The following is a 25,258-nucleotide window of genomic DNA, read 5'->3' as shown; positions in this document are numbered from 1 at the left end:
CGCTATGCCTGAATGGCAGCTGCCCTGCAACTGGTGCGGGCGCGCAAGTCCGTGCTGGTGATCGACGCAAGCGAGCGGCGCAACAGCTTCGCCACGTATTCACCCAAATTTCTCGGCCAGGATGGCGCGGATGTAGTCGAGGTCGCAGCGAACGCGCCCAGCCAGCTCAAAGCCTATCCGACGCTGTCCTGGATCGATGGTCGCGCCGCAGATGTTGCGGGGCAAGCCGATGACTTCACCGTCACAAGCCCTGACGGGGAGTCGCATCGAGGCCGCCGCATCCTGCTGGCCACCGGCGTGACCGATCAACTTCCCCCAATCACCGGACTCGACGAGCGATGGGGCCAGACCGTTTTCCATTGTCCGTATTGTCATGGCTACGAACTGGGCGAGGGCCGCATCAACGTCATCGCCACGGGCCCTATGTCGGCTCATCAGGCGCAGCTCCTCACCGAATGGGGCCAGGTCACGCTGCTGGTGAACGATGCCCTGTCGCTGAGCCTCGACGGCCGAGCCGATCTGGAGAGCCGAGGTGTCGTGATTGAGGATGCGCCCATCCACCGGATCAAAGGGCATGCCGACGTGCGGATGGCCGATGGAAGATTGTTGAGTTTTGCGGGTCTTTTCACTGCCGCCCGCTACGCTCCCTCGAACGCTTTGGCCGAAGGGTTGGGTTGCGCCATCGAAGAAGCGCCCATGGGTTTGCAGGTGGGCACCGACGCTGAGAGCAAGACGCCGGTGCCTGGGGTATTCGCATGCGTGGAGGTGGGTCGCGGCACCTTGGCCGGCATCCAGTTGCACCGCTCCTTGTTGTTCGCGCCCGAGACTGTCGGCTGCATGCACAACGAAACGCCAGCCCGATGAATGCGTTTTCCGATCCGAACGCCGCATCGAGCTACGCAGAGAAGGCTCTGAGAGCTGTGCGTGGTCTACGGGACCTGTACAAAATGATGGGCATCTTGCCGGCCGAGCACCCACCGGCCGATGGCCAATTCGTGTCCGGAGCGGCTGCCCGTGCTGTCACCGCAGCAGGACATTGATTTGCTCAGCGAGGCCGACTTCGTGAACATCGAGTTGATTTATCGCGCATTCACGTTCACGGACTGGGTTGCCTACAGACCATGAGGGGTCGAGTCCACTGCGCCCCGTCGGGCCAGTCCGATCCTTCGGTGCCAGGGCCCACCAGCGCCTGCGCCAATGCCACGATGTGGCGTCCCGCAGCGTCGCCTTGACGCCAGCCAACTCATCCCGGAAGAAAATCTGCAGGTTTTATGCCGCACTGACTATCAGTTGGCCACGCCGGGATTGGCGGCCACGGCCCGCAGCGCCAGCGTCTACAAGGACAGTTGGTTCAGTGACCACGCGCCGCTGACGGTGGATTACGACTTCAAGATTTGATCTGAAGCCCTCTCTGGCTGCTAAAGAAACAGCACCTTGCACAAGCTCGGGACCGAGCACCAAAGGTGGCCCAGCTTAGCGAACTTCAGCGCAGCGCTTCGGGACCTTCAAGGGTCTTGAGGACATCCGCCCGGCTGCTGTAGGCCTCGGCAACGAACGGATCGCTGATGCCGTAGATCCCATGGCCGTCGCGAGCCAAGATGTTCGAATCCACCAGCATGGTGGCGACCTTCTGAATCTCCTCCGCGCCAACTGGGCGGCCAAGCTCAACGCCGTACTCTTTCAGCGTCGCAGCGGAGAAGATCTTCTTCACGCCCTGCCCGCCTTGCTTGCCTTTGATCCTGAGTTCGCGGACCCGAGCCCGGTGTGAGCCGGTGCCAACGAACAGGAAGTACCCGGGCGTGTCCGGGGTCAAATTGATTTCATCGCGGGCCGCTTTGAGGGCCAGCAGCATGTTGTCGCCATCCTCGGAACCCATCGCATGCTGGACTTCGTCGATGATGAGCACGACGTCGGTCTTGGCCAGATGCACCAGCTCGGAGAAGGCCCCCGCCAGGGTGTTCCCCTCGTTCTTGCCGAGCTCTGCCAGGCTGCAGCAGCTGGCCCGCCATGTCCAAGGCGAGCTGCGGTCGATGAAAGGTCATCCTTATCCTTTTTTATGGAATTCCAATAATTATCTCAATTTCATAATTTCTTGTAAATCGCTTCAGCCAAGGAAGGGCATGCGGCAGAGCTGATTCCGATCAATCAGCTGAGGTCTAAGCCGCACGGCACCCAGCCTGGCGGACTGCCTGCCACCCGAAGCCGCGAGAGGTCAGCCCTTGGAGGCTTGAACCATCGAGGCCCACTGGTAGTGGCTGTCCAGCGCCTGGAAAACCATCGACAGGTGGCCAATGACGCTTTCCATCGGATCCTCGAAGCCCGACCAGATCCACTCCTTGGCCGTGTGGATGCACGCGCCCAACAAGACCGAGGCCAATATCCGCGACGACAGGTGCTGCGCTGGCAAGCTGGGATAAAGCAAGTCCAAAAAGGCCTGAATGGCCCCCACATAGTCGCGGGCGGCCGCTTTCGCGCCACGCGCACTGCCTTGATTACCACCCATGGCATCAATCAGCATGATGCGGGCTCGGCGAGGATCCTCCTTGAGGAAGGTGAACCAGACTTCCAGCGCCGCCTTGCCACCCTGCAAGGCGGAATGATGCGCGCTGCGCGACGACACCAGCACGGTCATCAGGCGGCCCAGCAACTCTTGATGCAAGGCCTGGTAGATGGTGTCGAACAGCTCGCCGAGCCCTGAAAACGATTCGTAGAAGTAGCGCTCGCTCAAGCCGGCGTGCCCGCACACGTCTCGCACCGTGGTGGTGTGGAGCCCCTTGGTGCCCAAAGTTTCCAGCCCTGCTTCAACCAGGCGTTGACGCCTTTCCTTGCGGCGCGCTTCTGCGTCCACGCCCTTGTGTGATCGGGTAACGCGGGCATAGGCAGGACGGTCGGATTCAGCTTCGCTCATGCCTTGATTGTCCCCCACGAAACCCCCACTCCATGGCGGCCCGACTGCACACCTCACGGGTTTGCACGGGTGCCATTCATCGATCAATGATCTATCTTCACGCCTTGGACAACGCGTGTTTCCTGAATCAATCATTTCTCGATATGGTCACAGCTTTTTGTCACCGCATCAGCCCGCAAAATTTCACCCAGAGGAGATATTCATGACAAAGAGAGTTTTCAAATTCAGCGCGCTCACAGCTGCAGTTTTGGCGCTCACCCTCCATGCGCAAGCCCATGCCGGCCAGGTGGTGTACGTGCCCAACACGACCGCCAACACAGTGTCCGTGATCGATGTTGACAGTGGCCTCGTCACCAGCACGATTCCGGTCAAGGGCCTGCCTTTCATCGCCACACCTTTGGCCGATGGCTCCAAGGTTTACATCGACAACCTGGGGCTGGATGTGTCGGGCGTTTCCGTGATCAACACGGCAGACCAATCGGTCAAAACCATCAAGCTGAAGTTCCCGCCCTTCGCCATCGTCCTGTCGCCCGACCAGAGCAAGCTGTATGCACTCAAGGCCAGTTCGGGCCTGACCTCCGGCGTCGACATCATCGATACCAAGACCGACACGGTCATCAAGAGCTACATCCCCGGCGGCAACACCATCTTGCCGATTGGCCTTCAAATCAGCCCTGATGGCAAGACGCTGTACCTGTCCTACCCGGGCGGCACGATCTCTGCCATTGAAGCGGCCACGGGCAAGACCCTGTTCAAGCCGACCTACTTTGGCGGGGTGCTGCCAGCCTGGTTGTCCATCTCGCGTGATGGCAAGTCCCTGTATGTGCTGAACTTCCTCTCGGGCGACACCATCGTGGTGGACACCGCCACCTGGAAAAAAGTGGCCAGGATCGACAACGGTGGCGTTAACGCTGAACCTGCCATCGCGGTCGAGAACCTGGCGGGCACCAAGCTTTATGTGACCAACTTCGGCACGCAGACCGTTCAGATGATCGACAAAGCCACCTGGAAGGAAGTCGGTCTGATCAAAACCGAAGGCCGCCCCCTGGGCATCGCCATCGCAGCCGATGGCACGGGTTACTACTCCGACTGGGGTTTGAAGTCGGCGACCGCCCTCAAGGCGCCCATCAGCACCGTGCTGTCCTGGCCCTGGCTGTTCATCGCCGGCAAGGGTTCACTGGACAGCCTTGGCAACGGCAAAGTGGTGCGCTTTGACACTGAAACGCTGCAGCCCATCGGCGCCTCAATCACCGTGGGCGTGACGCCCAACATCCTCGAAGTGGGCCCAGGCAAGTAAGCCCAAACCATTTCCACTTTCCACCCCCAACCTCAATCAACTGGACTCATTGATGAATACATCTTCACTCCGTGCCACAAGGGCACTCACGCTGACGGCGCTCGCCGTGACCTGTTCAGCCTCGGCATTCGCCCAGGCCGCCGGCGCCGGCCAGATCTGCGATGCCTCGCGCGTTGCCTCGACCTACATCGGCACCACAACCGGCGCCATGCCCACCCTGGCCCTGGCCAGCCCACTCAAGCTGACGCCTTGCGCTTCTTACACCGGCTTCGGCACAGGTGAGATCAGCACCATCGTCAATCGCGCAGGCACCATTTTCATGGGCCCGATCTACAACGACGATGGCCTGTACGTCGCCCGCTCGAAGGACAACGGCGCCAGCTGGGACCAGGTGCAGCCGCTGCGTGCCGACGGCACCTCGCATGTGCGCATCCAGCCCTACATGCAGATCGACCCGACCACAGACCGCATCTTCTTCAGCACCGGCCGCTCGTCCATCGCCAAGCTGGAACTGAAGACAGGCTTCGACCTGAGCTACACCGACAACGGTGGCGACAGCTGGTCCAACGCCAGCATCGAAGTCAACGCCATCGACTGGGGCAAGCTCCTGCCTGGCGCGCCCGTCACTGGCACGCGCACCAGCGGCTATCCCAACAACCTGTACTTCTCGACGCCCACGCCGATCTCCACCCCGGCCATCATCGTGAATCCCAAGTCGCAAGCGGTGATGAAGTCGACCGACGGCGGCGCAAGCTGGGCGCAGGTTGGCAGCTTCAGCATCGTGGCCAAGGACTATGGCTGCCCTGCTTCCGAGTACGTGCTCTGGGGTGACGGCGTCGTGGCGCCTGACGGCACGATCTACATCGGCGGCCGCCGTTGCAACCAGTTCGCGCTGTCCGTCAGCAAGGATGAAGGCAAGACCTGGACGGTGACCCCGGTTCCCGGCGCCCAGCTGATCGACTACAAGTTCGTCACCAACGTGCCGTTCAATCCCAACTACATCATGCCCACGCCGGTGACGATCGACAGCGCTGGCAATTTGTACGTGGTCTACCCTGACGTCAAGGACTTGCTGCGCCTGACCGTCTCGCGCGACAAGGGCAAGACCTGGACCAAACCTGTGGTGATCTCCGATCCGAAGGTCACGGCGGTGATCTACCCCGCGATCACCGTGAAGAAGCCTGGCACCATCGCGATTGCCTACTACGGCTCATCGGACCGGAAAAAGTTCAGCGGCTACATGGCCGAGTCCGTGAACGCCTTGTCCGGCCTGCCTGTCTTCAAGTCGCAAACCATCAACGATCCAGCCGAGCCACTGCACCCCGCGTACTTTGACGTCGGCTACCTGTGGATGTTCCTGGGCGGCGACCTGAACGAAATCGTGCAAGTGCGTTATGCACCCAACGGTGACTTGCTGACCGCGTTCACGCAGGACATGTGCCCTCTGAGCAACTGCCGCGCTGATTGGGACTTCACGGCACACGCCAAATCGAAGTGGCAAGCCGTGTTGGGCCGCCTGGTTCACAACTGAAGCAGTCGATCCTGACCTGACGTCTGCTTGACGTCTGTCGCGCTGAACCTGGGCTCTTGATGAGCCGCCGTTCAGCGCGATTTTTTTTGGTCAATGGCCACCTGGTCCTTTGAAAAAGCCGGTGTTCACAGCCGTTTGGTGGGTTTGGTGATGAGGTAGCTCTGCCTACACTAGCAGGCTAGGTTGACAACACACAGGACGAGGCACCATGACCCAGAACCACCGCTTGGCATTGACCGCTCTTCTGGCGGGCTTGAGCACCGCCCCCGCACTGGCTGGCGAGTCGTACGCCAACGTGGGCATCCCAGGCGTGATGCTGGGCTATGCGCACAGCGTGAACCCCCAATGGGGCCTGCGCGGCGACGTGTCCTCGCTGGGCAGCCTGAGCCGCAACTTCACCGAATCGGGCATCACTTACAAAGGCACGATCAAGGCGCAGCGGCTGGGCCTGTTCGCCGACTACTTCCCCATGCAGGGCGGCTTTCGACTGACGAGCGGCCTGACATTCAACGACATGACGGTCCGCCTGAAGTCGCAGTTTGACGGCACGACCTCGGTCACCCTGGGCAGCCAGACGCTCACCCCCACGGCCGGCGACTATTTCAACGCCGAGCTGAAGTTTCCGCGCGTCATGCCTTACCTGGGTGTGGGTTGGGGACACCAGGCCCGCGAACAGGGGCTGGGCTTCGTGGCCGACCTGGGCGTGATGATCGGCAAGGCCAAAATCACGACGACACAAAACGTGGTGGCCAACCACCCTGGCGTGGTGTCGCAGGCCGACGTGGACGCCGAAACTCAAAAATTGCGCGATGGCGTGGGCGACGTCCGTTTTGTCCCCCAGCTCAGCGTGGGCGTGAGCTACCGCTACTGACGAGCCTCAGCAATTGACCCGTGCCGGGCAGTGCGGCATGGGGATGGTCTTGTGCCTTGATTCGGACACCGGAGAGGGCAAACAGCAAGGCAGGGTGCGAACCCCGGTGCCGACGATGAATTGCATCGTCGGCATTTGTCGTTGGCTTGCAGCGCGCCGGGCTCCGGTCCATAATGGACCTCCAAAACTGGGAGAAAAACCAGCATGGCTGAAGCTGAGGCAAACAAGGAAACCCCGGGTTCTGAGCTTCAGGCGGACCTCGGTGAGTTGACCGAGCGCGCTCGACTGTTGGGCGCCATCCTGAACGGCATCCCGGGCATGGTCGCCTATTGGGACGGCGACTTGCACAACCGTTTCGCCAACCGCAGCTACCTCGACACTTTCGCCCGCAACGGCCAGGCCATCACCGGCCAGCACATCCGGGAAGTGCTTGGGGAGGCCATCTTCGAGCTGAACCGCCCCCTCATCGAAGCCACCTTGCGCGGCCAGCCCCAACGCTATGAGCGCCCCTTGGTCAAGCCTGGTTCGGAGGCGACCTTGAACATCCAGGTGAACCTGGTGCCCGACTTGGTCGAAGGGCAGGTCAAGGGGTTTTTCGTGCTTCTGTCCGACATCACCCAGATCAAGCAGGCGGAAGAAAAAAGCGAAGCCGCCAGCCGCGCCAAAGGCGACTTCCTGGCCAGCATGAGCCACGAGATCCGCACCCCGCTGCACGCCATGCTGGGCTTGGCGCAGGTCGGCATCCGGGCCACCACCGACCCCAAGGCGGTTCAAAATTTCCAGCACATCCTGGAGTCGGGCCAACATCTGCTCGCGCTGATCAACGACGTGCTCGATTTTTCCAAGATCGAAGCGGGCCAAGTCAGCTTGGAGGCTGATCGGGTCGACCTGGGCCTTGTCGTCGAACAGGCCATGAAGATGGTGGCTGCCCGGGCGCAAGCCAAGCAAATCGAGTTGCGGCTGGAACAAGGCCCCGGCACGCCGCGATCGTTCAAGGGCGACGAGTTGCGCACCACGCAGTTGCTGATCAACCTGTTGAGCAACGCGGTGAAGTTCACGGCGCAAGGCAGCGTCACTTTGCAGGTGGATGGCGATGACCAATGGCTCACCTTGCGGGTGACGGACACCGGCATCGGCATGACCCCGGAGGTGCGGGCCAACCTCTTCCAGCCTTTCGTGCAGGGCGACAGCAGCAACACACGGCGCGTCGGGGGCAGCGGCTTGGGCCTGTCCATCTGCAAGCGCCTGCTCGACCTGATGGGTGGCGACATTCGCGTCAGCAGCCAGCCGGGCGAGGGCAGCGCCTTTGATATCCACCTGCCCCTGCTCGACGCCCAGCACGACGGCACGCCCTTGCTGGCCTTTGAACTGGACAGCGACGCGGCGGCGGACCAGGCCATGACCAGCAACGCCCCCCAGCTCATGGACGTGCGCATCCTGGTGGCCGAAGACCACCCTGTCAACCAGATGGTGCTGTGCGAACTGCTGGCCACCGAGGGCGCACGCGTCACCTGCATGGACAACGGCGCACTAGCATTGGCGCAGATCCGCGCCGGCATCCCTTTTGACGTCATGTTGTGCGACATCGAAATGCCGGTCATGGATGGCTATGAAGCCACGCGCCAGATCAAGGCCCTGGCGCCCTCGATGCCCATCATCGGCCTGACTGCGCATGCTTTCGAGGTGGCTCGGCAGCAGGGCCTTGGTGCTGGCATGAGCGATTACCTGACCAAGCCCTACATGATCAATCAACTGATCAAGACGATCCGCAAGCAGCTGCAGGCGCCGGCTCCCGCATCCACGCTGCAAGCCGTCGCCTTGGCCCCCAACAGCTTCCACATTGATCGGCAGGCCTTGGTCAACCACTACCCGCAAGGGCACCAGTTCATCGATCGCCTGTTCCAGACCATCAAGGACAGCAGCCAGGCGCTGCCTGGCCAATTGCGTGAAGCCGCAGCCCGCCGGGACCTGGAAGGACTGCGCTCGTTGGCGCACAGCACCAAGGGCATGGCCGCCAACCTGCTGGTCAATGACCTGCGCTGGCTGGCCAGCCACATCGACGAGCTGTGCTCCACCCAGCCCGAGGCGGCCTTCAGCGCAGCCGATTCACTGGCGCACGCGGTCGAGGCGATGATCAGGTCGCTGGGTCTGGATTGATGGTCGCCAGCACCCGGGCCAACTCATCGAAGGCATACGGTTTGCACAGGATGTGGTTGACGCCGGCCTCACGCCAAGCGGCGTGGCACGCCACATTGACCTCGCCACTGATTAGCACGATGGGCAGCGCCGGGCCGCCGTGTTCAGCCTCGTGGCGACGGATGGCTCGGGTCGCGGCCAGGCCATCCATCTCCGGCATCTGGTAGTCCATCAGCAAGAGGTCGAAGCGCCGGGCCAGAACCGCGTTGACGGCGGCCCGGCCGGTGCCCACCAGTTCGGCCTTGGCCTGGCAATGGAACAGCATCTCGCTCAACAAGTCGCGGTTGACCTCGCTGTCTTCGGCCACCAGCACCTGCAAGGTCGGCCCAGGCTTGGTGGCCGGCTCAGGCGGGGCCGTGGCGGGCAAGATGCCCCGCAGCCAATCGGCCAGGGCGTGGGCGCGCAAAGGCTTGTACAAGGGCAACACGCCTGCGGGCAGATTGGCGCCAGGTGGATCCATGGCCGAGGACACCAGCGCCTTGGTCTGACCAGACCCCCCCCAGGACCAGGCCCGGACAGGGCTCGCGCCGGGGGTCCACACCGCCGCGTCCACCAGCACCGCGTCGACCTCGGCATCGTTGCCATCATCAGGGACCAGCACCAGGCCCAGGTCATGGCACAGTGATTGGACCTGCCTTCGCAGACCCATGCTGCACGTCACCAGGCGCAGGCGCTGGCCGGCCAAGACGGTGGGGGCGGGCAGCTCATCCGTGGTGGTTGGGGCCAAGCCCATGGGCACCCGGATCACGAAGCAACTGCCCAAGCCCAAGCGGCTGGACACCACGATGTCACCGCCCATGCAGCGGGCCAGTTCGCGGCCAATGGACAAGCCCAAGCCCGTGCCGCCGTACTGCCGCGTGGTCGACTGGTCGGCCTGGGTGAAGGGCTGGAACAGCTTGGCCACCTGCGCCGGGCTCATGCCGATGCCGGTGTCCTGCACCTCAAGGCGCACCCACACGCGGGCATCTTGCGGAGCGGGTGATGGCTCGGTGACCAGGTGCACATGCACCCGGCCCTGGCGCGTGAACTTGACAGCGTTGGAGACCAGGTTGTTGAGCGTCTGGCGCAGGCGCATCTCGTCGCCCAGCAGCACGGGTGGTACGTCAGCCGCGAAGCTGTGGGTCAGCTCCACACCCTTGTCAAACGCCGTGACCGCGAACAGGTCGGCGCTGTCCGCCACCAGAGCGCGCAGTCGCACCGGCTCGTGGCGCACATCGAGTTGACCGGCCTCCAGCTTGGCCCAGTCCAGCACGTCGTTGAGCAGGCTGCGCAGCGTCTGCGCACTGTGGTCCAGCAGGTGCAGCATTTGCCGCTGCTCGGACGGCGCCATGGTCTTTTCGCGCAGCAAGGAGGCCGTGCCCACGATGCCGCTGAGCGGTGTGCGGATCTCATGGCTCATGATGGCCAGGAAGCGCTGCTTGGCCTCGTTGCCGCGCTGTGCCTGCTGGTGGGACACCTCCAGCACCTGCTGCACCTGCGCGCGCCACCGCACCGCGATCCAGCCGAAGGCCGAGAACAACACCACCGAGCCCACGGTGGACACCAGGGTTTGCACATGGGCATTGGGCAGCATCAGGGGCCGCAGCTTGGCCAGGTAAGGCGGCTCGTAGTAGTCCATCACCAGGATCTGCGCAACGAAAGCGACGCAAAGGCTTAGGCCCAGGCGCAGGTTGCCGGCCACGATCGCGATGATGGGCAGCACGGCCAGCCAGTTCAAGGCCGGGGCCTGCAGGCCCCCTTGCAACCAAGCCGCCGCCGCCACCTGCAGGTACATGATGGCCAAGCCCAAGCCCAGGAAACGCGCGGCGCCGGTCTGGCTGGTCCAGACGCGCCACGAACACCACAGCACGGTGAACAGCTCGAGGATGCCCAGCAGGCCCACCACGCGTCCACCTTGCAGCAACCAGGCCAACTTCACGGGGATCAGGATGAGGACGCTGCAGGCGGCCAGGAACCAGAACGTTCGGCGCGCCAAGGCCTCTTCCAGTTCTTGCGCCGTGATCAACCCTTTGGACCCCGGCGACCCGAAGGTCCACTCACCACCATCTCTTGCAACCATTCATCTCTTCCACGTTCAGCACCCGGCAGTATCGGCGAAAGCCAGCGCGGACCTGCCTAAAATGGCGGCTTGGCCCTGAACGAAAGTGCTTGCATGACCTTTGACGAGTACCAAGCCCACGATGCCCTGGCTTTGGCCGACCTGGTGGCCCGGGGCGCGGTGAGCCCCAGGCAATTGCTGGACGCCGCCATGGCCCGTGCCGACGCGGTGAACCCCGCCTTGAATGCGGTGGTGCGCCGCCAGGATGACGCGGCGCGTGCCACGGCAACCGGCCCCCTCTCCGGTTCTTTCGCGGGCGTGCCTTTTCTGGTGAAAGACCTGTTCCAGGAGATCGCTGGCGTGCCTTGCAGCTACGGCAGCCGGGCCCTGGCCAGCCACCCCGCCGAGCAGGACAGCGATGTCGTCAAGCGTTGGCGGCAAGCCGGCCTGGTGATCTTCGGGCAGACCAACACGCCAGAGTTCGGCGCCAAGAACGTGACCGAGCCCGACCAGTGGCGCGCGGCGCGCAACCCCTGGGACACCGGGCGCACGCCGGGAGGCTCGTCCGGCGGATCGGCCGCGGCGGTGGCGGCGGGCATCGTGCCGGTGGCCGGGGCCAACGATGGCGGCGGCTCCATCCGCATTCCTGCCGGGGCCTGCGGGCTGTTCGGGCTGAAGTCCGCGCGGGGCCGCGTGTCCATGGGCCCAGTGACCAGTGAAGGCTTGTTCGGCGCGGCGGTGCAAGGCGTGATCTCGCGCAGCGTGCGCGACAGCGCGGCCATGCTGGACGTGCTGCAAGGCCCGGAACCCCATGCGCCCTACTGGATGCCCGCGTCCAACGCCTTGCCCCAGGGCTCGTACCTGAACGCCTTGGCGCGGCCACCCCGCCCGCTGCGCATCGGCTTCAGCACCGCCTCACCCCTGGGCACACCGGTGGACCCGCAAGCCGTGGCGGCGGTGGAAGACGCCGCCCGCCTGCTGTCATCGCTGGGCCACCACGTTGAACCGGCCGAACCGGCCATCGACGGCATGGCCTTGACCAAGGATTTTTTACAAGCCTGGTTCTGCATGCAGGCGGTGCTGGTGGCCCAGGTGCGCCAACAGACCGGCGCGCCCATCAGCGCTTTTGAGACCGACACGCGCATCATGGCCGCGCTGGGCCGTGGCACCTCGGGGCCGGAGCTGGTGAGTTGCCAGATGCGCTGGCACACCTACACGCAAGCCCTGGCTGATTTTCATGGCCGTCATGACCTGTGGCTGACCCCGACCTTGAACGGCCCCGCCCTGCCCATCGGTCAGAACGCCACCCCTGCGCATTTGCAGATGGGCTCGCGCCTGCTGCTGTCGTTGGGCCTGGCCGGGCTGCTGCGGCACACCGGCCTGCTCGATGATCTGATCCACCAGACGTTGGCCTGGACGCCTTACACGCAAGTGGCCAACCTCACCGGCCGGCCCGCGATGTCCGTGCCGCTGTACTGGACGCCGCAGGGCTTGCCGCTGGGTGTGCAGTTCGTCGGCCCCTTGGACAGCGAAGTGTGGATGCTGCAGTTGGCGGCGCAACTAGAAGAGGCTCGGCCGTGGTTTCAGCGCCGGCCCGCCTTGAGCTGAGGTCAGCTCACTTCAGGGCGCAGGCGATGTTGGTGTCCTGCTCCGCCGCTGGCGCGGCCGCCGAGGCCACGATGCGGTCTCGGCCTTGTCGCTTGGCGATGTACAGGTTGTCATCGGCCAAGCGCATGGCGCCATCGCCGTCACCGTCGGAGGCCTGGGCAATGCCCACGCTTTGCGTGACGCTGAACTGCTTGCCATCGTAGACAAAGATCTGCGAGCGCATGCCTGAGGACATCAACTGCGCGACGCGCTCAGCCTGCGCCAATCCGGTCTCGGGCAGCAGCACGGCGAACTCCTCACCCCCAATGCGCGCCGCCGTGTCGATCTGCTCACGCGTGGTGAGCTTGAGGATGCGCGCCAGCTCCACCAGCACCGCATCGCCCGCCGGATGGCCCCAGGTGTCGTTGATTTTTTTGAAGTGGTCTACATCGCACATGACCAGGCAGAAGGGACGCTTGCTGCGCGCATGCCGGTGCGATTCGATCTCCAGCTGGGTCATGAAGGTGCGGCGGTTGGCCAGGCCGGTCAACATGTCGGTGCGCACCAGCTCCTCCAGTTCATGCCGACGTTGCCCCAGCGTGCTGAACAAGAAGAACACCATGCCCGAGAACGACAGCAGGCTGAAATCAAGCACCACTCGGCACCAGATTTGCCACCACCAGGCCAGGCCATGGCCCGAGAACACCGGCCCGCTGAGCAATGGCGCATACGGCACCAGGCCTTGACCGACCAAAGCCTCATTGACCAGCACCATGCCCGCGCCGATGACCAGGCTGGGCTTGAGCGTCTTGAAATCGAACAAGGCCCGCGCCAGCAGGATCGCGGTCAGCACGAACACACTGACCGGGGTGTCCTTCAAGCCATACGCAATGGCCAGTGCGATCAACACGACCACGGTGGGCGTGACCGTGAGCAACGCCAGCCAGTGGCAGGCCACATCGGTCTTGCGTCGGCCCCAGCAATACACGCTGACGCCGGCCACGCCAGCGATGACCAGGCCGAGCAAAACCTGCACGGTCATCAAGGCGGTCGGTTGATAAAAAGCCCTCGCCTGAGGGTGAATCTGCGCAAACGTGTGCAGGCCCGTGAACAGCAACAGCATGGGAATGGCGGCCCCCGAGAACAGCAGGCAACTGATCACCGGCCGGCGGGCCAGCAGTTGCTCGGCCAGCCAGGGTTTGAGGTCTCGCCAGCGTCGGGCCCAGTTCATGGTGCCACCTCCCCCGCCATGGAATAAATGGCCTGATCACGACCGCCTTGCTTGGCTTTGTACAGGTTGCGGTCCGCTTGCTTCAAGGCCGCCTCAATGGGCTCACCACGGCACTCGACCACGCCCATGCTGATGGTCAGGTGAAAGCTTTCGCCTTTGACGTTGAAGGTGTGCTGGCGCAGCCCTTCCGCGATGCGGCGGCAGACGATTTCCGTGGCGGCCAGCGAGGTGTCGGGCAGCAGCACGGCGAACTCTTCGCCCCCAATGCGGGCGGGCTGGTCGGTGGGCGTGCGCACGCCTTCGGTCAGGATCTGAGCCAGGCGACACAACACCTCGTCGCCCGCATGGTGCCCATAGCGGTCGTTGATGCTTTTGAAGTGGTCCACGTCCAGCAGGATCAGGCTGTAAGGCACGCCTGAGCGCGCGTAGCGGTTCGACTCGGAGGTCAGGCGCTCCATGAAATAGCGGCGGTTGGACAAGCCCGTGAGCACGTCGGTGTAAGACAGTTTGGCCAACTGCAAGTGCAAGCCATCCAGGCGCTTGAACAGCACAAACACCAGGGTCAGGATCATGGCCCAACCCAGGTAGAACACCGCGTTTTGCCAGGCGCTTAACCACCACGTCGGCACGCCGCCCTCGAAAGCCTGGGCATTCAACAGGGGCGCGTAAGGCAGCCATCCCGCCATCACCAGGGCATCTTGGCCTGAGTGAATGAGCAGGCATGCGATGAACACCCGCAAGACCGTGCCGACGCTGAACAGCAGCAGCCCGACCGCCAGCACGCCCAGCAGCACCAGGGCCATGCCGGTGGTGAAGGCGCCAGTGGCCACCACAATTGCCAGGTAGCCCAGGCCGATGTTGAACGTCACCAGCAGGTTGGCCTTGGGCACACGGTCAGGCAGATTGCGCCGCGTCCACAACCAGGACCCGATCACGATGCTGACCATGAGCACCACGCTCAAGAACGATTGCAAGGCAACCAAGGTCCCGTGGTTCACGCCCTCGGCCACTTCCGCATGGAGAAACGCGGCGCTGTTGAACAGCCAGAAAAGCACGAAAAATGGGAAGGACATCAGCACTGCCAGCAAACAGCGGTTGGCCGGCGTCCAGCTGTCCAGTAGATGGTCAAGCGTTTGTCGCATACGGTGCTATCGACCGCGCCGTGAGAATCTTGAGCGGCCGCCCATCAATGACGCTCATTCGCCAACTGCGTCACGCCAAATCACGCATGGAATCACTGGTGAACGGGCCCGCGGCAGGACGGTCTTGCCCGTGTTTGAGCCTGGCGAAGCGCTTATCTCATCGCTTGAGCTTGTAGCCCGTCTTGAAAATCCAGGCCACGATGGCCAGCGACACGGCCATGAAGGCCAAGGTCATGGCCAGGCTGATGCCCACGTCCACGTCGGCCATGCCGTAAAAGCTCCAGCGGAAACCACTGATCAAATAGACCACCGGGTTGAACAAGGTGACCGTTTGCCACACCGGCGGCAGCATCTTGATCGAATAGAAGCTGCCCCCTAAAAAGGTCAGCGGCGTGATGATCAGCAACGGCACCACCTGCAACTTTTCAAAGTTGTCGGCCCACAGGCCAATGATGAAGCCGACCAGGCTGAAGGTCACCGAGGTGAGCACCAAAAACAGCAGCATCCAGAACGGGTGCGCGATGTGCAGCGGCACGAACAGCCCCGCCGTGGCCAGGATGATCAGGCCCAGCAGGATGGACTTGGTGGCCGCCGCCCCCACGTAGCTCAGCACGATTTCAAAGTACGAAATGGGCGCCGACAGCAGCTCGTAAATGGTGCCGGTGAACTTGGGAAAGTAGATGCCAAACGACGCGTTGGAGATGCTCTGCGTCAGCAGCGACAGCATGATCAGGCCGGGCACGATGAAGGCGCCATAGCTGATGCCATCGACCTGCTGGATGCGCGAACCAATGGCCGCGCCAAACACCACAAAATACAAGGAGGTGGAAATGACGGGCGAGATGATGCTTTGCATCAAGGTGCGCCGGGTGCGCGCCATCTCGAAAGCGTAAATGGCCTTGACGGCGTGCCAGTTCATGCGGGGTCCTTCACCAGATGGACGAAGATGTCTTCCAGCGAGCTTTGCCTGGTCTGGATGTCCTTGAACTTGATGCCGGCCTGTTGCAGGCTGGACAGCAAGGCGGTGACATCGGTGCGCTCGTCCAGCGAGTCGTAGGTGTAGGTCAGCTCGCGGCCTTCAGGGGACAGGGTCAGCGCGTAGTCGGCCAGGCCGGCGGGCAACTCGGGCAGCGCGGCCTGCAATTGCAAGGTCAGCTGCTTCTTGCCCAGCTTGCGCATCAGCTCGTCCTTGTCTTCCACCAACACGATCTCGCCCTTGTTGATGATGCCGATGCGGTCGGCCATCTCTTGGGCTTCTTCGATGTAGTGGGTGGTCAGGATGATGGTCACGCCCGATTTTTGTAGCAGGCGCACCAGGTTCCACATGTCGCGCCGCAGGTTGACGTCCACCCCCGCCGTCGGCTCGTCCAGGAACAAAATCTGCGGCTCGTGCGACAAGGCCTTGGCGATCATCACCCGGCGCTTCATGCCGCCCGACAGCGTGATGATCTTGCTGTCCTTCTTGTCCCACAGCGACAGGTCTTTCAGCACCTTCTCGATGTAGGCCGGGTTGGTCGGTTTGCCGAACAGGCCCCGGCTGAAGGACACCGTGGCCCACACCGTCTCGAAGGCATCGGTGCACAGCTCTTGCGGCACCAGGCCGATCAGCTCGCGCGCCGCCCGGTAATCGGACACGTTGTCGTGGCCATCAACCACCACCGTGCCCGCACTGGCGGTGACGATGCCGCAGATGGTGCTGATCAGCGTGGTCTTGCCTGCACCGTTGGGGCCCAGCAAGGCCAGGATCTCGCCACGGCGGATGTCCAGGTTGATGTTTTTGAGCGCCTGGAAGCCCGAGGCGTAGGTTTTGGACAGCTCGGTGACTTGGATGATGTGGGGCATGGCGGCCACGATACCCGATGTGGCCACACCCCTCACTCAGGGGTGGCAAAACCTGCATTTCGTCATGATCTGCGCCCCGGCGTGCGGGCATTTCCTGACCCAAATCAATGGCAGGCGGCCACACTGGTATTGATGTCGTCTCCCGCCTTGCCTTTTTCTGCCCTGAACGCCGCCCCCGAGCCCGAGCTGGAGGCGCGCCTCACCGAGGGCCGCCAGCGGGCGCTGCACGAAAGGCTGGGCTTCTCCATGATCTTCGGCCTGGTGACGGCCGCCGGGGTGGTGGCGGTGCTGCAAGACAAGGTGCCCCACCGGCTGCTGGCGGCCTGGTTCGCCGCGCGCTTGCTGGCCTCCATGGCCCGCATGGCCCACTCGCACCTGCGCGGACCGGGCCGTGGGCCTTCGGGCCCGCACGAGCTGTGGGTCTACCGCCTCCTGGCCGTGCTGGACAGCATCGCCTGGAGTGCCCTGGGCTGGGCCATCACGCCCATCCACCAGTTGGACATCGCCGTGGTCAGCATCAGCGTGCTGATCGGGGTGGCGGCCCTGGCCACCTGCATGCTGCATGTCGACTTCATCACGGCCGGCCTGTTCATCGTGCCCATCCTGCTGCCCGTCGCCGTGCACGCATCAACCCGCCACGACAGCCTGGGCTGGTTCTGCGCCCTGGCCATCACCGGGCTGATGGTGGCCTTGATCATGGAGGCCCGGCGCTCCAACCTGCGCATCGTGGAGTTGCTGCGGCTGCGGCTGCAAAGCGACATGGTGGCCCAGGCCCAGGCCCAAGCCTTGAAGCAGGCCCAGATGCTGAGCGACACCAAGGGCCGATTCCTGGCCACCATGAGCCACGAGATGCGCACGCCCTTGCACGGCATGCTCGGCCTGGTTCGCCTGTTGCGCCAGCGCGAGCAGGACGCGCAAGCCGTGCACCGCCTGGACCTGGTGCGCAGCTCGGGCGAGCACCTGGTCAGCGTCATCAACGACATCCTTGATTTCTCCAGCATGGAGGCGGGCCGCCTGCCCCTGCACGAGCGCCCCTTCAAGCTGCGCGACCTGCTGGAAGAAGTCGGCGCCACCACCAGCGTGAGCGCGTCTGAGAACGGCCTGGCCCTGAAGGTGCAGCTAGAGCTTGACCACAACGAGTTCGTCATGGGCGACCCGGTCCGCATCCGGCAAGTGCTTCACAACCTGCTGGGCAACGCCGTCAAGTTCACCAGCAAAGGCGTCGTGCGCCTGCACGCCACGCGCGACGCCCTCAGCGGCGAGGTGCGCATCCAGGTGCAGGACACAGGTATCGGCATTCCCTCTCACGAGCAGGCCCGCGTCTTCGAGGCCTTCCACCAGGCCGAGGGCACCGACCAACGCCGTCATGGCGGCACGGGCCTGGGCCTGACCATCTCTCGCGACTTGTGCCGCGCCATGGGCGGTGACCTGGACTGCCGCAGCGAAGTCGGCGTGGGCTCCCTGTTCACCTTCAACCTGCCCTTGCCCGTGGTGCACGACGAGCGGGCCACCCAACCCGGGGCCCTGGAGGGCACCACCACAGGCCAAGCGGCCTGGGCCAATCAGCTGCCCGAACCGCACGTGCTGCTGGTGGAAGACAACCCCGTGAACGCCCTGGTGGCGCAGGCCGAGTTGCAACTGCTGGGCGTCAAGGTGACCATGCTGGGCAATGGCCGGGATGCCGTCGACTGGCTGGCCGAACAGCAGGCCGACCTGGTGCTCATGGACTGCGAGATGCCCGTGCTGGATGGCTATGAGGCCACGCGGCAGATCCGTGCCCGCGAACGGCTGGAAGGCGCGCGCCCAGTCAGCATCGTGGCGCTGACGGCCAATGCGCCCGACCTGTGTGGCGACCGCTGCCGGGACGCGGGCATGAACGGTCAGTTGTCCAAGCCCTTCCGCTCGCAGGACCTGGCCCAGACATTGGCCCTGCACCTGCCCCGGGCTCCCTTGCACGCCTGAGCAAGCCAGGGGCCCGGGCCTTATGCTGCGGCTCCATCGGAGCAGTGCCACCCATGAACGACCGCGAACAATTGCAGGGCTACCTGGCCGCCATCGGCACCGTGGTCATCTGGGCCGGTTTCATCGTCATTTCACGCTTGGGCGGCAAGAGCGCACTGACGCCTTTCGATGTGCTGGCCTTGCGCCTGGGCTTTGCCGCCCTGCTTCTACTGCCCTTCGTCGGCAGCCTGCCCCCGGGCAGTTGGACCGACGCCCGGCTGTGGACCTTGACCCTGAGCGGCGGCGTCATCTATGGCGTGGCGGTGTACTCGGGCTTCAAGTTCGCACCGGCCAGCCACGCCGGCATCCTGCTGCCCGGCATCCAGCCCTTCCTGATCCCGCTGGTGGGCTGGCTGATCATGGGCACCCGCGCCCAGCGGCAGCAACTCCAGGGCCTGGTCGCCATCGGCCTGGGCGTGTTGTGCGTGGCCTCGCCTTCCATCCTTCACGGTCATTGGGACCCAGCGGTGCTGCTGGGCGACCTGCTCTTCCTGACGGCCTCGGTGGCCTGGGCCGTTTACAGCGTGCTGGCCAAACGCTGGGGTTTCAGCCCCTGGGTGCTGACCCGCGTGCTGGCGATCGGGTCGGCCGCCTTGTACCTGCCCGTCTACTTCCTGCTGCTGCCCCGCAACCTGGCGGCCGCGCCCTTATCCACGCTGATCCTGCAGGGGCTGTACCAGGGCGTGGGGACCACCATCGTGGCCATGCTGCTGTTCCTCAAGGCGGTGGCCACCATTGGCCCGGCCCGGATGGGCTCGATGATCGCCCTGGTGCCGGTGCTGGCAGGCGTGGCAGCGGCTCCATTGTTGGACGAACCGCTGACGCCAGAGCTGATCGCGGGCCTGGTGCTGGTGTCGATTGGCGCCTTTATTGCCGCACGACCCGCGGCGCCGGCGCCCCAAGGTTGAAGCGCACGGTGACAGGGTGTTCGCCGACACCAGGGGCATGAACGCGGCCACCTGCGCGGTGCTGTACTGGCTCGATTCGAGTTTTGGCAATGGCGTGGCGCGTCACCGCGACGCCTTCTGGGGTTAAGTAGCGACAGCAGGATTAATATCTGACAAACTGACATTTAAAACTTGCTGATTTAGGGGTATCTCCTCCGCCGATCTGAAGGGTCGCCAGGGATTTCCTGAGATGGCGCCCCAACGGCCATCGTTAAATTCCATGTGTGCCTCGCAAAGGCACGTTCAAAAAACCATTGAAACAAGGAAAAAACATGCAAGTTCTGAGCACCCAGGAAGTGTCCCAAGTCAGTGGCGGCGAAAGCGTCATCGATGCGATCCACCGCGCCGAGTACAACTCTTATGGCGTGCCCCTGATCAACGCTGGCATCTACGCGATCAACCTGTTCTCCACCACGAAGATCCCTTACGTGACGAAGAAGGCTGCGCCCTGAGCAGCTTGAAGGTTTGAAAAACCCGCCCGGCCGTCGCAGCCCGGCGGGTTTTTTCACTTCTCGCTTGAAGCTGGTGATCCATCAACCTGGCCATGCCCTCCTCTCGCCTGCACACCGTGCTACCCCTTCTCCGAGCTGAACATCGGTGGCTTGGCCATGCATGCCAAGCCCTCGCGGGCCGACTCGCCATGGCGTTGAGCCTGCTGCTCACCTCGCTTCCGACCCTGGCGTCGGGCGCCTTGGCCTTGCGCTGGGCCACTTCTTTGAGCACCCCGGAAGATTCCCGGCCGACCACCTCACGTCACCCTTCAAAGCCTGCACCAGCCGCAAGCGACCAAGCTTCAAGAGGCGCCACGCCCTGGCCCCAGATGCTGCTGGCGGCCAACCAGCAAGCAGCCTCCAACCGCGCCTTTGACGCGGGCACCGAGGCCGCGCAGGCCCTGAGCCAACAAGCCTGGGCCAACGCCTGGATGCCCCGGGCCGATGCCAGCGCCAGTGCCAGCCGGCGCCGCCAGCAGATCAACGAAACCACGGTGAACACACCCGCCACGGCCTTGTCGGTATCGGCCACCTTGCCACTGTGGCGCGCGGCCGACCAAGCCACCGCCCAGGCGCAAGCGGCCCAAGCCGAACAGGCGCAATGGCAGGCCCGAGGCAGCCGGACCAACGTGGCCCGCGAACTGAGCATGGCCTTCCTCATGGCCATCGAAGCGGCCGAACAACGCCGCCTCACGCTGGCCCAGCAGGATCTGCTGCAAGAACAATGGCGCATCAACGACCGGCGCCTCCAAGCCGGCGCGGGCACCATCCTGGATGTGCTGGAAACGCGCACCCGCATCGACCAGAGCCGGGTCGCGGTCCAGGACCTGGACACCCGCCTGGCCACCCAGAAGCTGACGTTGGAACGGCTGAGCAACCAGGCGGTGACGCTGGCCACCGGCTTCCACGAGCACAGCCCGGACCTGCCAACCGCCGTATCGTCGTTGGACGAGGCCTTGCTGCTGGCCTCCAGCCGCCATCCCCCGTTGCGTGACGCCCTAGCCCAGGTCAAGGCCGCCACCGCCACCGACCGGGCCCGCACCGCCGAACGCTGGCAGCCCACGGTCGATGCCGTCGCCAGCACCAGTCTGGTCCGCGAAGTGCCCCAACTGGACGGCTTCAGCCAGCGCCAGACCACCCAGGAGCGCGCCATCGGCGTGCAGATGAACTGGGCCTTGTTCACAGGCGGTTTGCAGCAAGGCCGCACCCGCGAATCCGCCGCCCTGCTGATCCAGGCCCAGGCCCGGCGCGATGAAGCACAAGCCCAGGTGGAGGCCGCCCTGCGCGACGCCTACCAGACCTTGTCGCAAGCCCGCCAGGTGATCGGCCTGCAACGCCAGGTTGAACAGACCGCCTCGGCCACGTACGACGCGCTGCGCAAAGCCTTCGTGGCCGGCCTGCGCACCAACCTCGACCTGCTCAATGCCCAGCAACAGATCTACAACGCACGGCAAAACCTGGTCAGCGCGCGCGTCAACGCCCTGGCCGCGCAAGTCAACATCCTGGCCCTGCTGGACCAACTCGATGCCGACCACCTTGCCCCCTTGATGCCCCTCTTCGACCCCGCCCCCTTGCCCATGCTGGTGGAGAGCACGCCATGAGTACCCCTGCCCAATCCCTGTTCCGCCAGGAGGTTCTGGACGCGCGTTCAGACACCTCGTCCGGCCCCTCCATTGACATCCGCCCCGTAGGCGCCGCGCGCCTCACCTTCTTCTTCCTGTGCCTGGCCGTGTTGGTGCTGGCGGTGCTGGTCTTTGGCCACTACACCAAGAAGGAGCGCGTGCAAGGCGTGGTGCAGCCCCGCGATGGGGTGGCCATGGTCGTGCCCCTGGAGCCCGGCATCGTCCAGCGCGTGCTGGTCACCGAAGGCCAGGCCGTCAAGGCCGGCGACGTGATCGCCGAAATCAGCAATGAACGCTTCAGCGATGCGGGCAGCACGCAAGCACTGTTGCAAATGAACCTGGAAGGCCAGCGCAGCCAGATGCGCAACCAGGCCGAAGGCCAGGCCCAGGCCAGCGCCGCGTCCCTGGCTTCGCTGGACCAGCGCATCGCCCAAAGCCGCCGCGACCTGTTGACCCTGGGTGAGGAGGCCCAGCTGCAAGCGCAGCAGATCGCCTCGGCCCGCAAGCTGGTGGACCAGTTCAAGCCCCTGCTGGACGAGCGCATCATCTCCGACCTGCAGTACGAGCAGCAACGCCAGCTGCTGCTGGACCAGACCGCGCGATTGCAAACGCTCAAGCGCCAACGCAGCGCGGCCGAAGCTGACCTGGCCTCATCGCAAGACGATCGCCAGCGCCTGCAAGCCCAGCTCCGCATTGACCAGGCCAGCCTGGGCCGCGACCTGCTCAGCCTGCAGCAGGAAGAAGTGCAACGCCATGGCGCGCGCCGGGTGCTGCTGAAGGCGCCGGTTGATGGCATCGTCTCGGGCCTGCTGGCCACGCCGGGCCAAAGCGTCAACGCCAACGCCGCCCTGGCTTCCATCGTGCCGACACGGTCGGCCTTGGAAGCCACGCTCTACCTGCCCAGCACCTCGGTGGGCTTCATCAAGGCAGGCCAGCGTGTGCGCATCAGCTACGACGCCTTTCCTCACCAGCGCTTTGGCCAATACCACGGCACGGTGCGCAGCGTGTCGCAGACCGATGTGCCCATGGCCACCAGCAACGCCAATGGCGGCACCGACCGGCGCGCGGTCTTCATTGTGCGCGTGGCCCTGGACCAACCCAAAGTGCGCGCCTATGGCACCGACATCGCCCTGCGGCCGGGCCACACGCTCACGGCCGACATTGAAATCGACCGGCGCCGCCTGATCCGCTGGATGCTCGACCCCCTGTTCGCCTTCAGCGGCAAGTTATGACATGAGCACCAACCTCCTATCCTTGTGGCCGCGCAAGTCAGCGCCGCTGCTCCTGCAATCGGAAGCCGCCGAGTGCGGCCTGGCCTGCCTGGCCATGGTCGCCAGCGCGCACGGCCACGAGACCGACCTGCTGACCTTGCGGCGCCGCTTCGAGCTGTCATCGCGCGGCGCCACGCTGGCCCGCCTGATGAACATCGCCGAGCAACTGGGCTTCGCCAACCGCGCCGTGCGCCTGGAGATGGACGAGCTGCCGCAGTTGCAAACGCCCTGCTTGTTGCATTGGGATCTGAACCACTTCGTGGTGATGACCAAGGCCGACGCGCAGCGCATCACCATCCTCGACCCGGCGCTGGGCGAGCGCACCCTCACCAACAAGGAAGCCAGCCCGCACTTCACCGGCGTGGCGCTGGAGTTGTCGCCCAGCACCAGCTTCGAGAAGAAGCAAGAAAAAACGCCGTTTGACCTGCGCCTGTTGTTCACCGGCCAGCGTGGCCTGTGGCGCGCCTTCGGCCAAATGGCGCTGCTGTCCATCGTGCTGGAAGTGTTCGGCATCCTCATGCCCATGCTCAGCCAGTGGATCATCGACGACGTGGTGGTCACGCGCGATGCGCCGCTGCTGGCCGTGCTGGCCATCGGCATCTTCCTGCTGGCGGTGATGTCGCTGGGCACGCGCCTGGTGCGCACCTGGATCGTGCTGGGGGCCAGCCTGTCGTGGCGCGTGTCGTCCAGCGCCAACGTGTTCCGCTACATGCTCAAACTGCCATTGGCCTATTTTGACAAGCGCCACACGGGTGATGTGCTGTCGCGCTTCGGATCGGTCCACACCATCCAGGACACGATCACCAACCACCTGGTCGAGGTGGTGCTGGATGGCGCGGTCAGTCTGATCACGCTGGGCCTGATGTTCTTCTACAGCCCCACGATGGCCATGGTGGTGCTGGCCGTGGCCTTGCTGCAGGCCATCGTGCGCTTTGCCGTGTTCAAGCCCTACCGGCAGGCGACCGAAGAAACCATCGTGCGCGAGGCCAATGCGCAAACCTATTTGCTGGAAACCCTGCGCGGCGTGGCCGCCATCAAGTTCTTCGCCAAGCCTGGCTGGCGCGTAGGTGGCTGGATGAACCAGCAGGTGGCCATGGTCAATGCCTCGGTCAAGCAGCAGCGCATCAGCCTGCTGTACCAGGGCGTCAACGGCCTGATCAGCGCGGTGGAACAATCGCTGGTGATCTACCTGGCCGCGCGAATGATCCTGGACGAGCAGTTCTCCATCGGCATGCTGGTGGCCTTCCTGGCCTACAAAAGCCAGTTCCTGCAACGCGCCTCCGAGCTGCTGGAGCGCGTCATCAGCCTGCGCCTGCTCAAGCTGCAAGGTGAGCGCCTGGCCGACATCGTGCTGACCGAGCCCGAGCCGCCCTCGCCCGCCCAGGCCGAGGCCTCCTTGAAGACCGATGGCCCGATGACCCTGTCACTGCGCAACGTCACCTTCCGCTACGCGGCGGGCGAAGCGCCCGTGCTGGACGACATCAGCATGACCCTGCACAGTGGCCAGGCCATCGCCGTGGTGGGCCCCTCGGGCTGCGGAAAATCGACCTTGTTGAAGGTGTTGTCGGGCCAGGTCACGCCTGAATCGGGCGAGGTGTTGGTCAATGGGGTGCCCATCAAGCGCATCGGCTCAGAAGCCTTCCGATCGGTGCTGGGCACGGTGTTCCAGGACGACCAGTTGTTCACCTGCTCAATCTACGACAACATCGCCATGAACGACACCGAGGCCAGTCCCGAGAAAGTGATGCTGGCCGCGCAACAGGCCTGCATCCACGAGGACATCCTGCGCATGCCCATGGGCTACCAGACCCTGGTGGCCGGCATGGGCGCCACGCTGTCGGGCGGGCAGAAGCAGCGCATGCTGCTGGCCAGGGCCTTGTACAAGCAGCCGCGCTTTTTACTGCTGGACGAATACACCAGCCACCTGGATTTCGCAACCGAACGCCATGTGCAGCAGGCCATCAACCACCTGGGCTGCGGCCGCTTCATCATCACGCACCGCCAGCACAGCCTCAGCGAAGGCGACGAGATCCACGTGCTGTCGGGCGGCAAGCTGATCAAGCTGGTGGAGCAAACCCAACCGGATGGCGATCCCGAGGCCGGCCACGCGAACGTGACCCCGCTGATCACGCCAAAGGCAGTGTGACCGTGAACACCGAGCCTTCGCCCAACTGACTGTCCACGATGATGCTGCCCTGGTGCGCCTCCACCAGTTGCTGGGTGATGTAAAGCCCCAGGCCCAGCCCGGTGTGCGAAGCTGGTTCGGCCACGCGCACAAACTGC

At 64.1% G+C, this 25,258-nt stretch carries 21 protein-coding genes and 1 pseudogene; 14 read left to right on the top strand and 8 right to left on the bottom strand.

The genetic code is table 11. From position 1 onward, the window contains the following. The first annotated feature begins 12 nt into the window (after nucleotides 1–12). From H7225_RS05490 to H7225_RS05480, 3 genes and pseudogenes are all read left to right on the top strand, one after another. Nucleotides 13–864, top strand: coding sequence for an NAD(P)/FAD-dependent oxidoreductase (locus tag H7225_RS05490; protein ID WP_290659777.1), 852 nt, complete (start codon nucleotides 13–15; stop codon nucleotides 862–864). A gap of 120 nt (nucleotides 865–984) precedes the next feature. Next, nucleotides 985–1,125, top strand: coding sequence for a hypothetical protein (locus H7225_RS05485; protein WP_290659776.1), 141 nt, complete (start codon nucleotides 985–987; stop codon nucleotides 1,123–1,125). A 150-nt stretch (nucleotides 1,126–1,275) separates the two neighbouring features. Further along, nucleotides 1,276–1,398 (top strand): annotated as a pseudogene (locus tag H7225_RS05480) (exodeoxyribonuclease III); the annotation flags it as partial. 85 nt (nucleotides 1,399–1,483) lie between these two features. On the opposite strand, the gene H7225_RS05475 reads toward H7225_RS05480, so the two are convergent. Together H7225_RS05475 and H7225_RS05470 are read right to left on the bottom strand one after the other, a co-directional pair. Beyond that, nucleotides 1,484–1,906, bottom strand: a complete 423-nt coding sequence (locus tag H7225_RS05475; RefSeq protein ID WP_290659775.1) for a hypothetical protein — start codon at nucleotides 1,904–1,906, stop codon at nucleotides 1,484–1,486. Nucleotides 1,907–2,212: 306 nt separating this feature from the next. After that, complete coding sequence (locus H7225_RS05470; protein WP_290659774.1) at nucleotides 2,213–2,908, bottom strand: TetR/AcrR family transcriptional regulator; 696 nt, start codon at nucleotides 2,906–2,908, stop codon at nucleotides 2,213–2,215. Between the two features lie 202 nt (nucleotides 2,909–3,110). Between H7225_RS05470 and H7225_RS05465 the strand changes: the two genes are divergently transcribed. From H7225_RS05465 to H7225_RS05450, 4 genes are all read left to right on the top strand, one after another. Further along, on the top strand, nucleotides 3,111–4,205 hold the full coding sequence (locus H7225_RS05465; RefSeq protein ID WP_290659773.1) for a YncE family protein: 1,095 nt from the start codon (nucleotides 3,111–3,113) through the stop codon (nucleotides 4,203–4,205). Between the two features lie 52 nt (nucleotides 4,206–4,257). Continuing rightward, entirely contained in the window at nucleotides 4,258–5,736 is a 1,479-nt protein-coding gene (locus tag H7225_RS05460; RefSeq protein WP_290659772.1) for a sialidase family protein, read from the top strand. Nucleotides 5,737–5,944: 208 nt separating this feature from the next. Continuing rightward, entirely contained in the window at nucleotides 5,945–6,607 is a 663-nt protein-coding gene (locus H7225_RS05455) for a hypothetical protein (protein WP_290659771.1), read from the top strand. 204 nt (nucleotides 6,608–6,811) lie between these two features. Continuing rightward, a complete protein-coding gene (locus tag H7225_RS05450; protein WP_290659770.1) occupies nucleotides 6,812–8,764 on the top strand; it encodes a PAS domain-containing sensor histidine kinase in 1,953 nt (650 codons plus the stop codon). Here H7225_RS05450 and H7225_RS05445 read toward each other — a convergent pair. After that, on the bottom strand, nucleotides 8,742–10,862 hold the full coding sequence (locus H7225_RS05445) for an ATP-binding protein (RefSeq protein ID WP_290659769.1): 2,121 nt from the start codon (nucleotides 10,860–10,862) through the stop codon (nucleotides 8,742–8,744). The two genes, H7225_RS05450 and H7225_RS05445, sit on opposite strands and share 23 nt — an antisense overlap. A gap of 69 nt (nucleotides 10,863–10,931) precedes the next feature. Between H7225_RS05445 and H7225_RS05440 the strand changes: the two genes are divergently transcribed. Further along, nucleotides 10,932–12,449, top strand: a complete 1,518-nt coding sequence (locus H7225_RS05440) for an amidase (RefSeq protein ID WP_366481290.1) — start codon at nucleotides 10,932–10,934, stop codon at nucleotides 12,447–12,449. A 7-nt stretch (nucleotides 12,450–12,456) separates the two neighbouring features. Here the strand turns inward: H7225_RS05440 and H7225_RS05435 are convergent, their stop codons facing one another. From H7225_RS05435 to H7225_RS05420, 4 genes are all read right to left on the bottom strand, one after another. Further along, nucleotides 12,457–13,659, bottom strand: a complete 1,203-nt coding sequence (locus H7225_RS05435; RefSeq protein WP_290659768.1) for a GGDEF domain-containing protein — start codon at nucleotides 13,657–13,659, stop codon at nucleotides 12,457–12,459. Then, the gene (locus tag H7225_RS05430) at nucleotides 13,656–14,801 is read right to left on the bottom strand and encodes a GGDEF domain-containing protein (RefSeq protein ID WP_290659767.1); all 1,146 of its coding nucleotides are present in this window, start codon (nucleotides 14,799–14,801) and stop codon (nucleotides 13,656–13,658) included. Before H7225_RS05430 ends, H7225_RS05435 begins: the two co-directional genes overlap by 4 nt. Nucleotides 14,802–14,958: 157 nt before the next feature. Next, nucleotides 14,959–15,720 carry an ABC transporter permease gene (locus tag H7225_RS05425; RefSeq protein WP_290659766.1) on the bottom strand — a complete coding sequence of 254 codons (762 nt, stop codon included), beginning with the start codon at nucleotides 15,718–15,720 and terminating at the stop codon, nucleotides 14,959–14,961. Beyond that, nucleotides 15,717–16,643, bottom strand: coding sequence for an ABC transporter ATP-binding protein (locus tag H7225_RS05420; protein ID WP_290659765.1), 927 nt, complete (start codon nucleotides 16,641–16,643; stop codon nucleotides 15,717–15,719). Before H7225_RS05420 ends, H7225_RS05425 begins: the two co-directional genes overlap by 4 nt. A 132-nt stretch (nucleotides 16,644–16,775) precedes the next feature. On the opposite strand from H7225_RS05420, the gene H7225_RS05415 reads away from it, so the two are divergent. From H7225_RS05415 to H7225_RS05390, 6 genes are all read left to right on the top strand, one after another. Beyond that, nucleotides 16,776–18,605, top strand: coding sequence for an ATP-binding protein (locus tag H7225_RS05415; RefSeq protein ID WP_290659764.1), 1,830 nt, complete (start codon nucleotides 16,776–16,778; stop codon nucleotides 18,603–18,605). A 53-nt stretch (nucleotides 18,606–18,658) separates the two neighbouring features. Then, on the top strand, nucleotides 18,659–19,552 hold the full coding sequence (locus H7225_RS05410; RefSeq protein ID WP_290659763.1) for a DMT family transporter: 894 nt from the start codon (nucleotides 18,659–18,661) through the stop codon (nucleotides 19,550–19,552). Between the two features lie 311 nt (nucleotides 19,553–19,863). Continuing rightward, entirely contained in the window at nucleotides 19,864–20,043 is a 180-nt protein-coding gene (locus tag H7225_RS05405; RefSeq protein ID WP_290659762.1) for a hypothetical protein, read from the top strand. Between the two features lie 368 nt (nucleotides 20,044–20,411). After that, nucleotides 20,412–21,683, top strand: coding sequence for a TolC family protein (locus H7225_RS05400; RefSeq protein ID WP_290659761.1), 1,272 nt, complete (start codon nucleotides 20,412–20,414; stop codon nucleotides 21,681–21,683). Next, complete coding sequence (locus H7225_RS05395; RefSeq protein WP_290659760.1) at nucleotides 21,680–22,936, top strand: HlyD family efflux transporter periplasmic adaptor subunit; 1,257 nt, start codon at nucleotides 21,680–21,682, stop codon at nucleotides 22,934–22,936. Before H7225_RS05400 ends, H7225_RS05395 begins: the two co-directional genes overlap by 4 nt. Before the next feature lies 1 nt (nucleotide 22,937). Then, nucleotides 22,938–25,121 carry a peptidase domain-containing ABC transporter gene (locus H7225_RS05390; RefSeq protein ID WP_290659759.1) on the top strand — a complete coding sequence of 728 codons (2,184 nt, stop codon included), beginning with the start codon at nucleotides 22,938–22,940 and terminating at the stop codon, nucleotides 25,119–25,121. On the opposite strand, the gene H7225_RS05385 is transcribed toward H7225_RS05390, so the two are convergent. Further along, nucleotides 25,102–25,185, bottom strand: coding sequence for a hypothetical protein (locus tag H7225_RS05385; protein WP_290659791.1), 84 nt, complete (start codon nucleotides 25,183–25,185; stop codon nucleotides 25,102–25,104). The two genes, H7225_RS05390 and H7225_RS05385, sit on opposite strands and share 20 nt — an antisense overlap. Nucleotides 25,186–25,258: the final 73 nt, after the last annotated feature.

It is taken from the genome of Aquabacterium sp. (assembly GCF_014378415.1).
Lineage (GTDB): Bacteria > Pseudomonadota > Gammaproteobacteria > Burkholderiales > Burkholderiaceae_C > Aquabacterium.
The sequence above is the reverse complement of the archived record's forward strand: the minus strand, read 5'-3'. Positions and strand labels throughout refer to the sequence as shown.

Bases quoted from the DNA above. Each gene is read 5' to 3' on its own strand.
- H7225_RS05490 (WP_290659777.1), top strand. From the start codon at position 13: ATGGCAGCTGCCCTGCAACTGGTGCGGGCGCGCAAGTCCGTGCTGGTG.
- H7225_RS05485 (WP_290659776.1), top strand. From the start codon at position 985: ATGGCCAATTCGTGTCCGGAGCGGCTGCCCGTGCTGTCACCGCAGCAG.
- H7225_RS05470 (WP_290659774.1), bottom strand. From the start codon at position 2,908: ATGAGCGAAGCTGAATCCGACCGTCCTGCCTATGCCCGCGTTACCCGA.
- H7225_RS05465 (WP_290659773.1), top strand. From the start codon at position 3,111: ATGACAAAGAGAGTTTTCAAATTCAGCGCGCTCACAGCTGCAGTTTTG.
- H7225_RS05460 (WP_290659772.1), top strand. From the start codon at position 4,258: ATGAATACATCTTCACTCCGTGCCACAAGGGCACTCACGCTGACGGCG.
- H7225_RS05455 (WP_290659771.1), top strand. From the start codon at position 5,945: ATGACCCAGAACCACCGCTTGGCATTGACCGCTCTTCTGGCGGGCTTG.
- H7225_RS05450 (WP_290659770.1), top strand. From the start codon at position 6,812: ATGGCTGAAGCTGAGGCAAACAAGGAAACCCCGGGTTCTGAGCTTCAG.
- H7225_RS05445 (WP_290659769.1), bottom strand. From the start codon at position 10,862: ATGGTTGCAAGAGATGGTGGTGAGTGGACCTTCGGGTCGCCGGGGTCC.
- H7225_RS05435 (WP_290659768.1), bottom strand. From the start codon at position 13,659: ATGAACTGGGCCCGACGCTGGCGAGACCTCAAACCCTGGCTGGCCGAG.
- H7225_RS05430 (WP_290659767.1), bottom strand. From the start codon at position 14,801: ATGCGACAAACGCTTGACCATCTACTGGACAGCTGGACGCCGGCCAAC.
- H7225_RS05425 (WP_290659766.1), bottom strand. From the start codon at position 15,720: ATGAACTGGCACGCCGTCAAGGCCATTTACGCTTTCGAGATGGCGCGC.
- H7225_RS05420 (WP_290659765.1), bottom strand. From the start codon at position 16,643: ATGCCCCACATCATCCAAGTCACCGAGCTGTCCAAAACCTACGCCTCG.
- H7225_RS05415 (WP_290659764.1), top strand. From the start codon at position 16,776: ATGTCGTCTCCCGCCTTGCCTTTTTCTGCCCTGAACGCCGCCCCCGAG.
- H7225_RS05410 (WP_290659763.1), top strand. From the start codon at position 18,659: ATGAACGACCGCGAACAATTGCAGGGCTACCTGGCCGCCATCGGCACC.
- H7225_RS05405 (WP_290659762.1), top strand. From the start codon at position 19,864: ATGCAAGTTCTGAGCACCCAGGAAGTGTCCCAAGTCAGTGGCGGCGAA.
- H7225_RS05400 (WP_290659761.1), top strand. From the start codon at position 20,412: ATGCTGCTGGCGGCCAACCAGCAAGCAGCCTCCAACCGCGCCTTTGAC.
- H7225_RS05395 (WP_290659760.1), top strand. From the start codon at position 21,680: ATGAGTACCCCTGCCCAATCCCTGTTCCGCCAGGAGGTTCTGGACGCG.
- H7225_RS05390 (WP_290659759.1), top strand. From the start codon at position 22,938: ATGAGCACCAACCTCCTATCCTTGTGGCCGCGCAAGTCAGCGCCGCTG.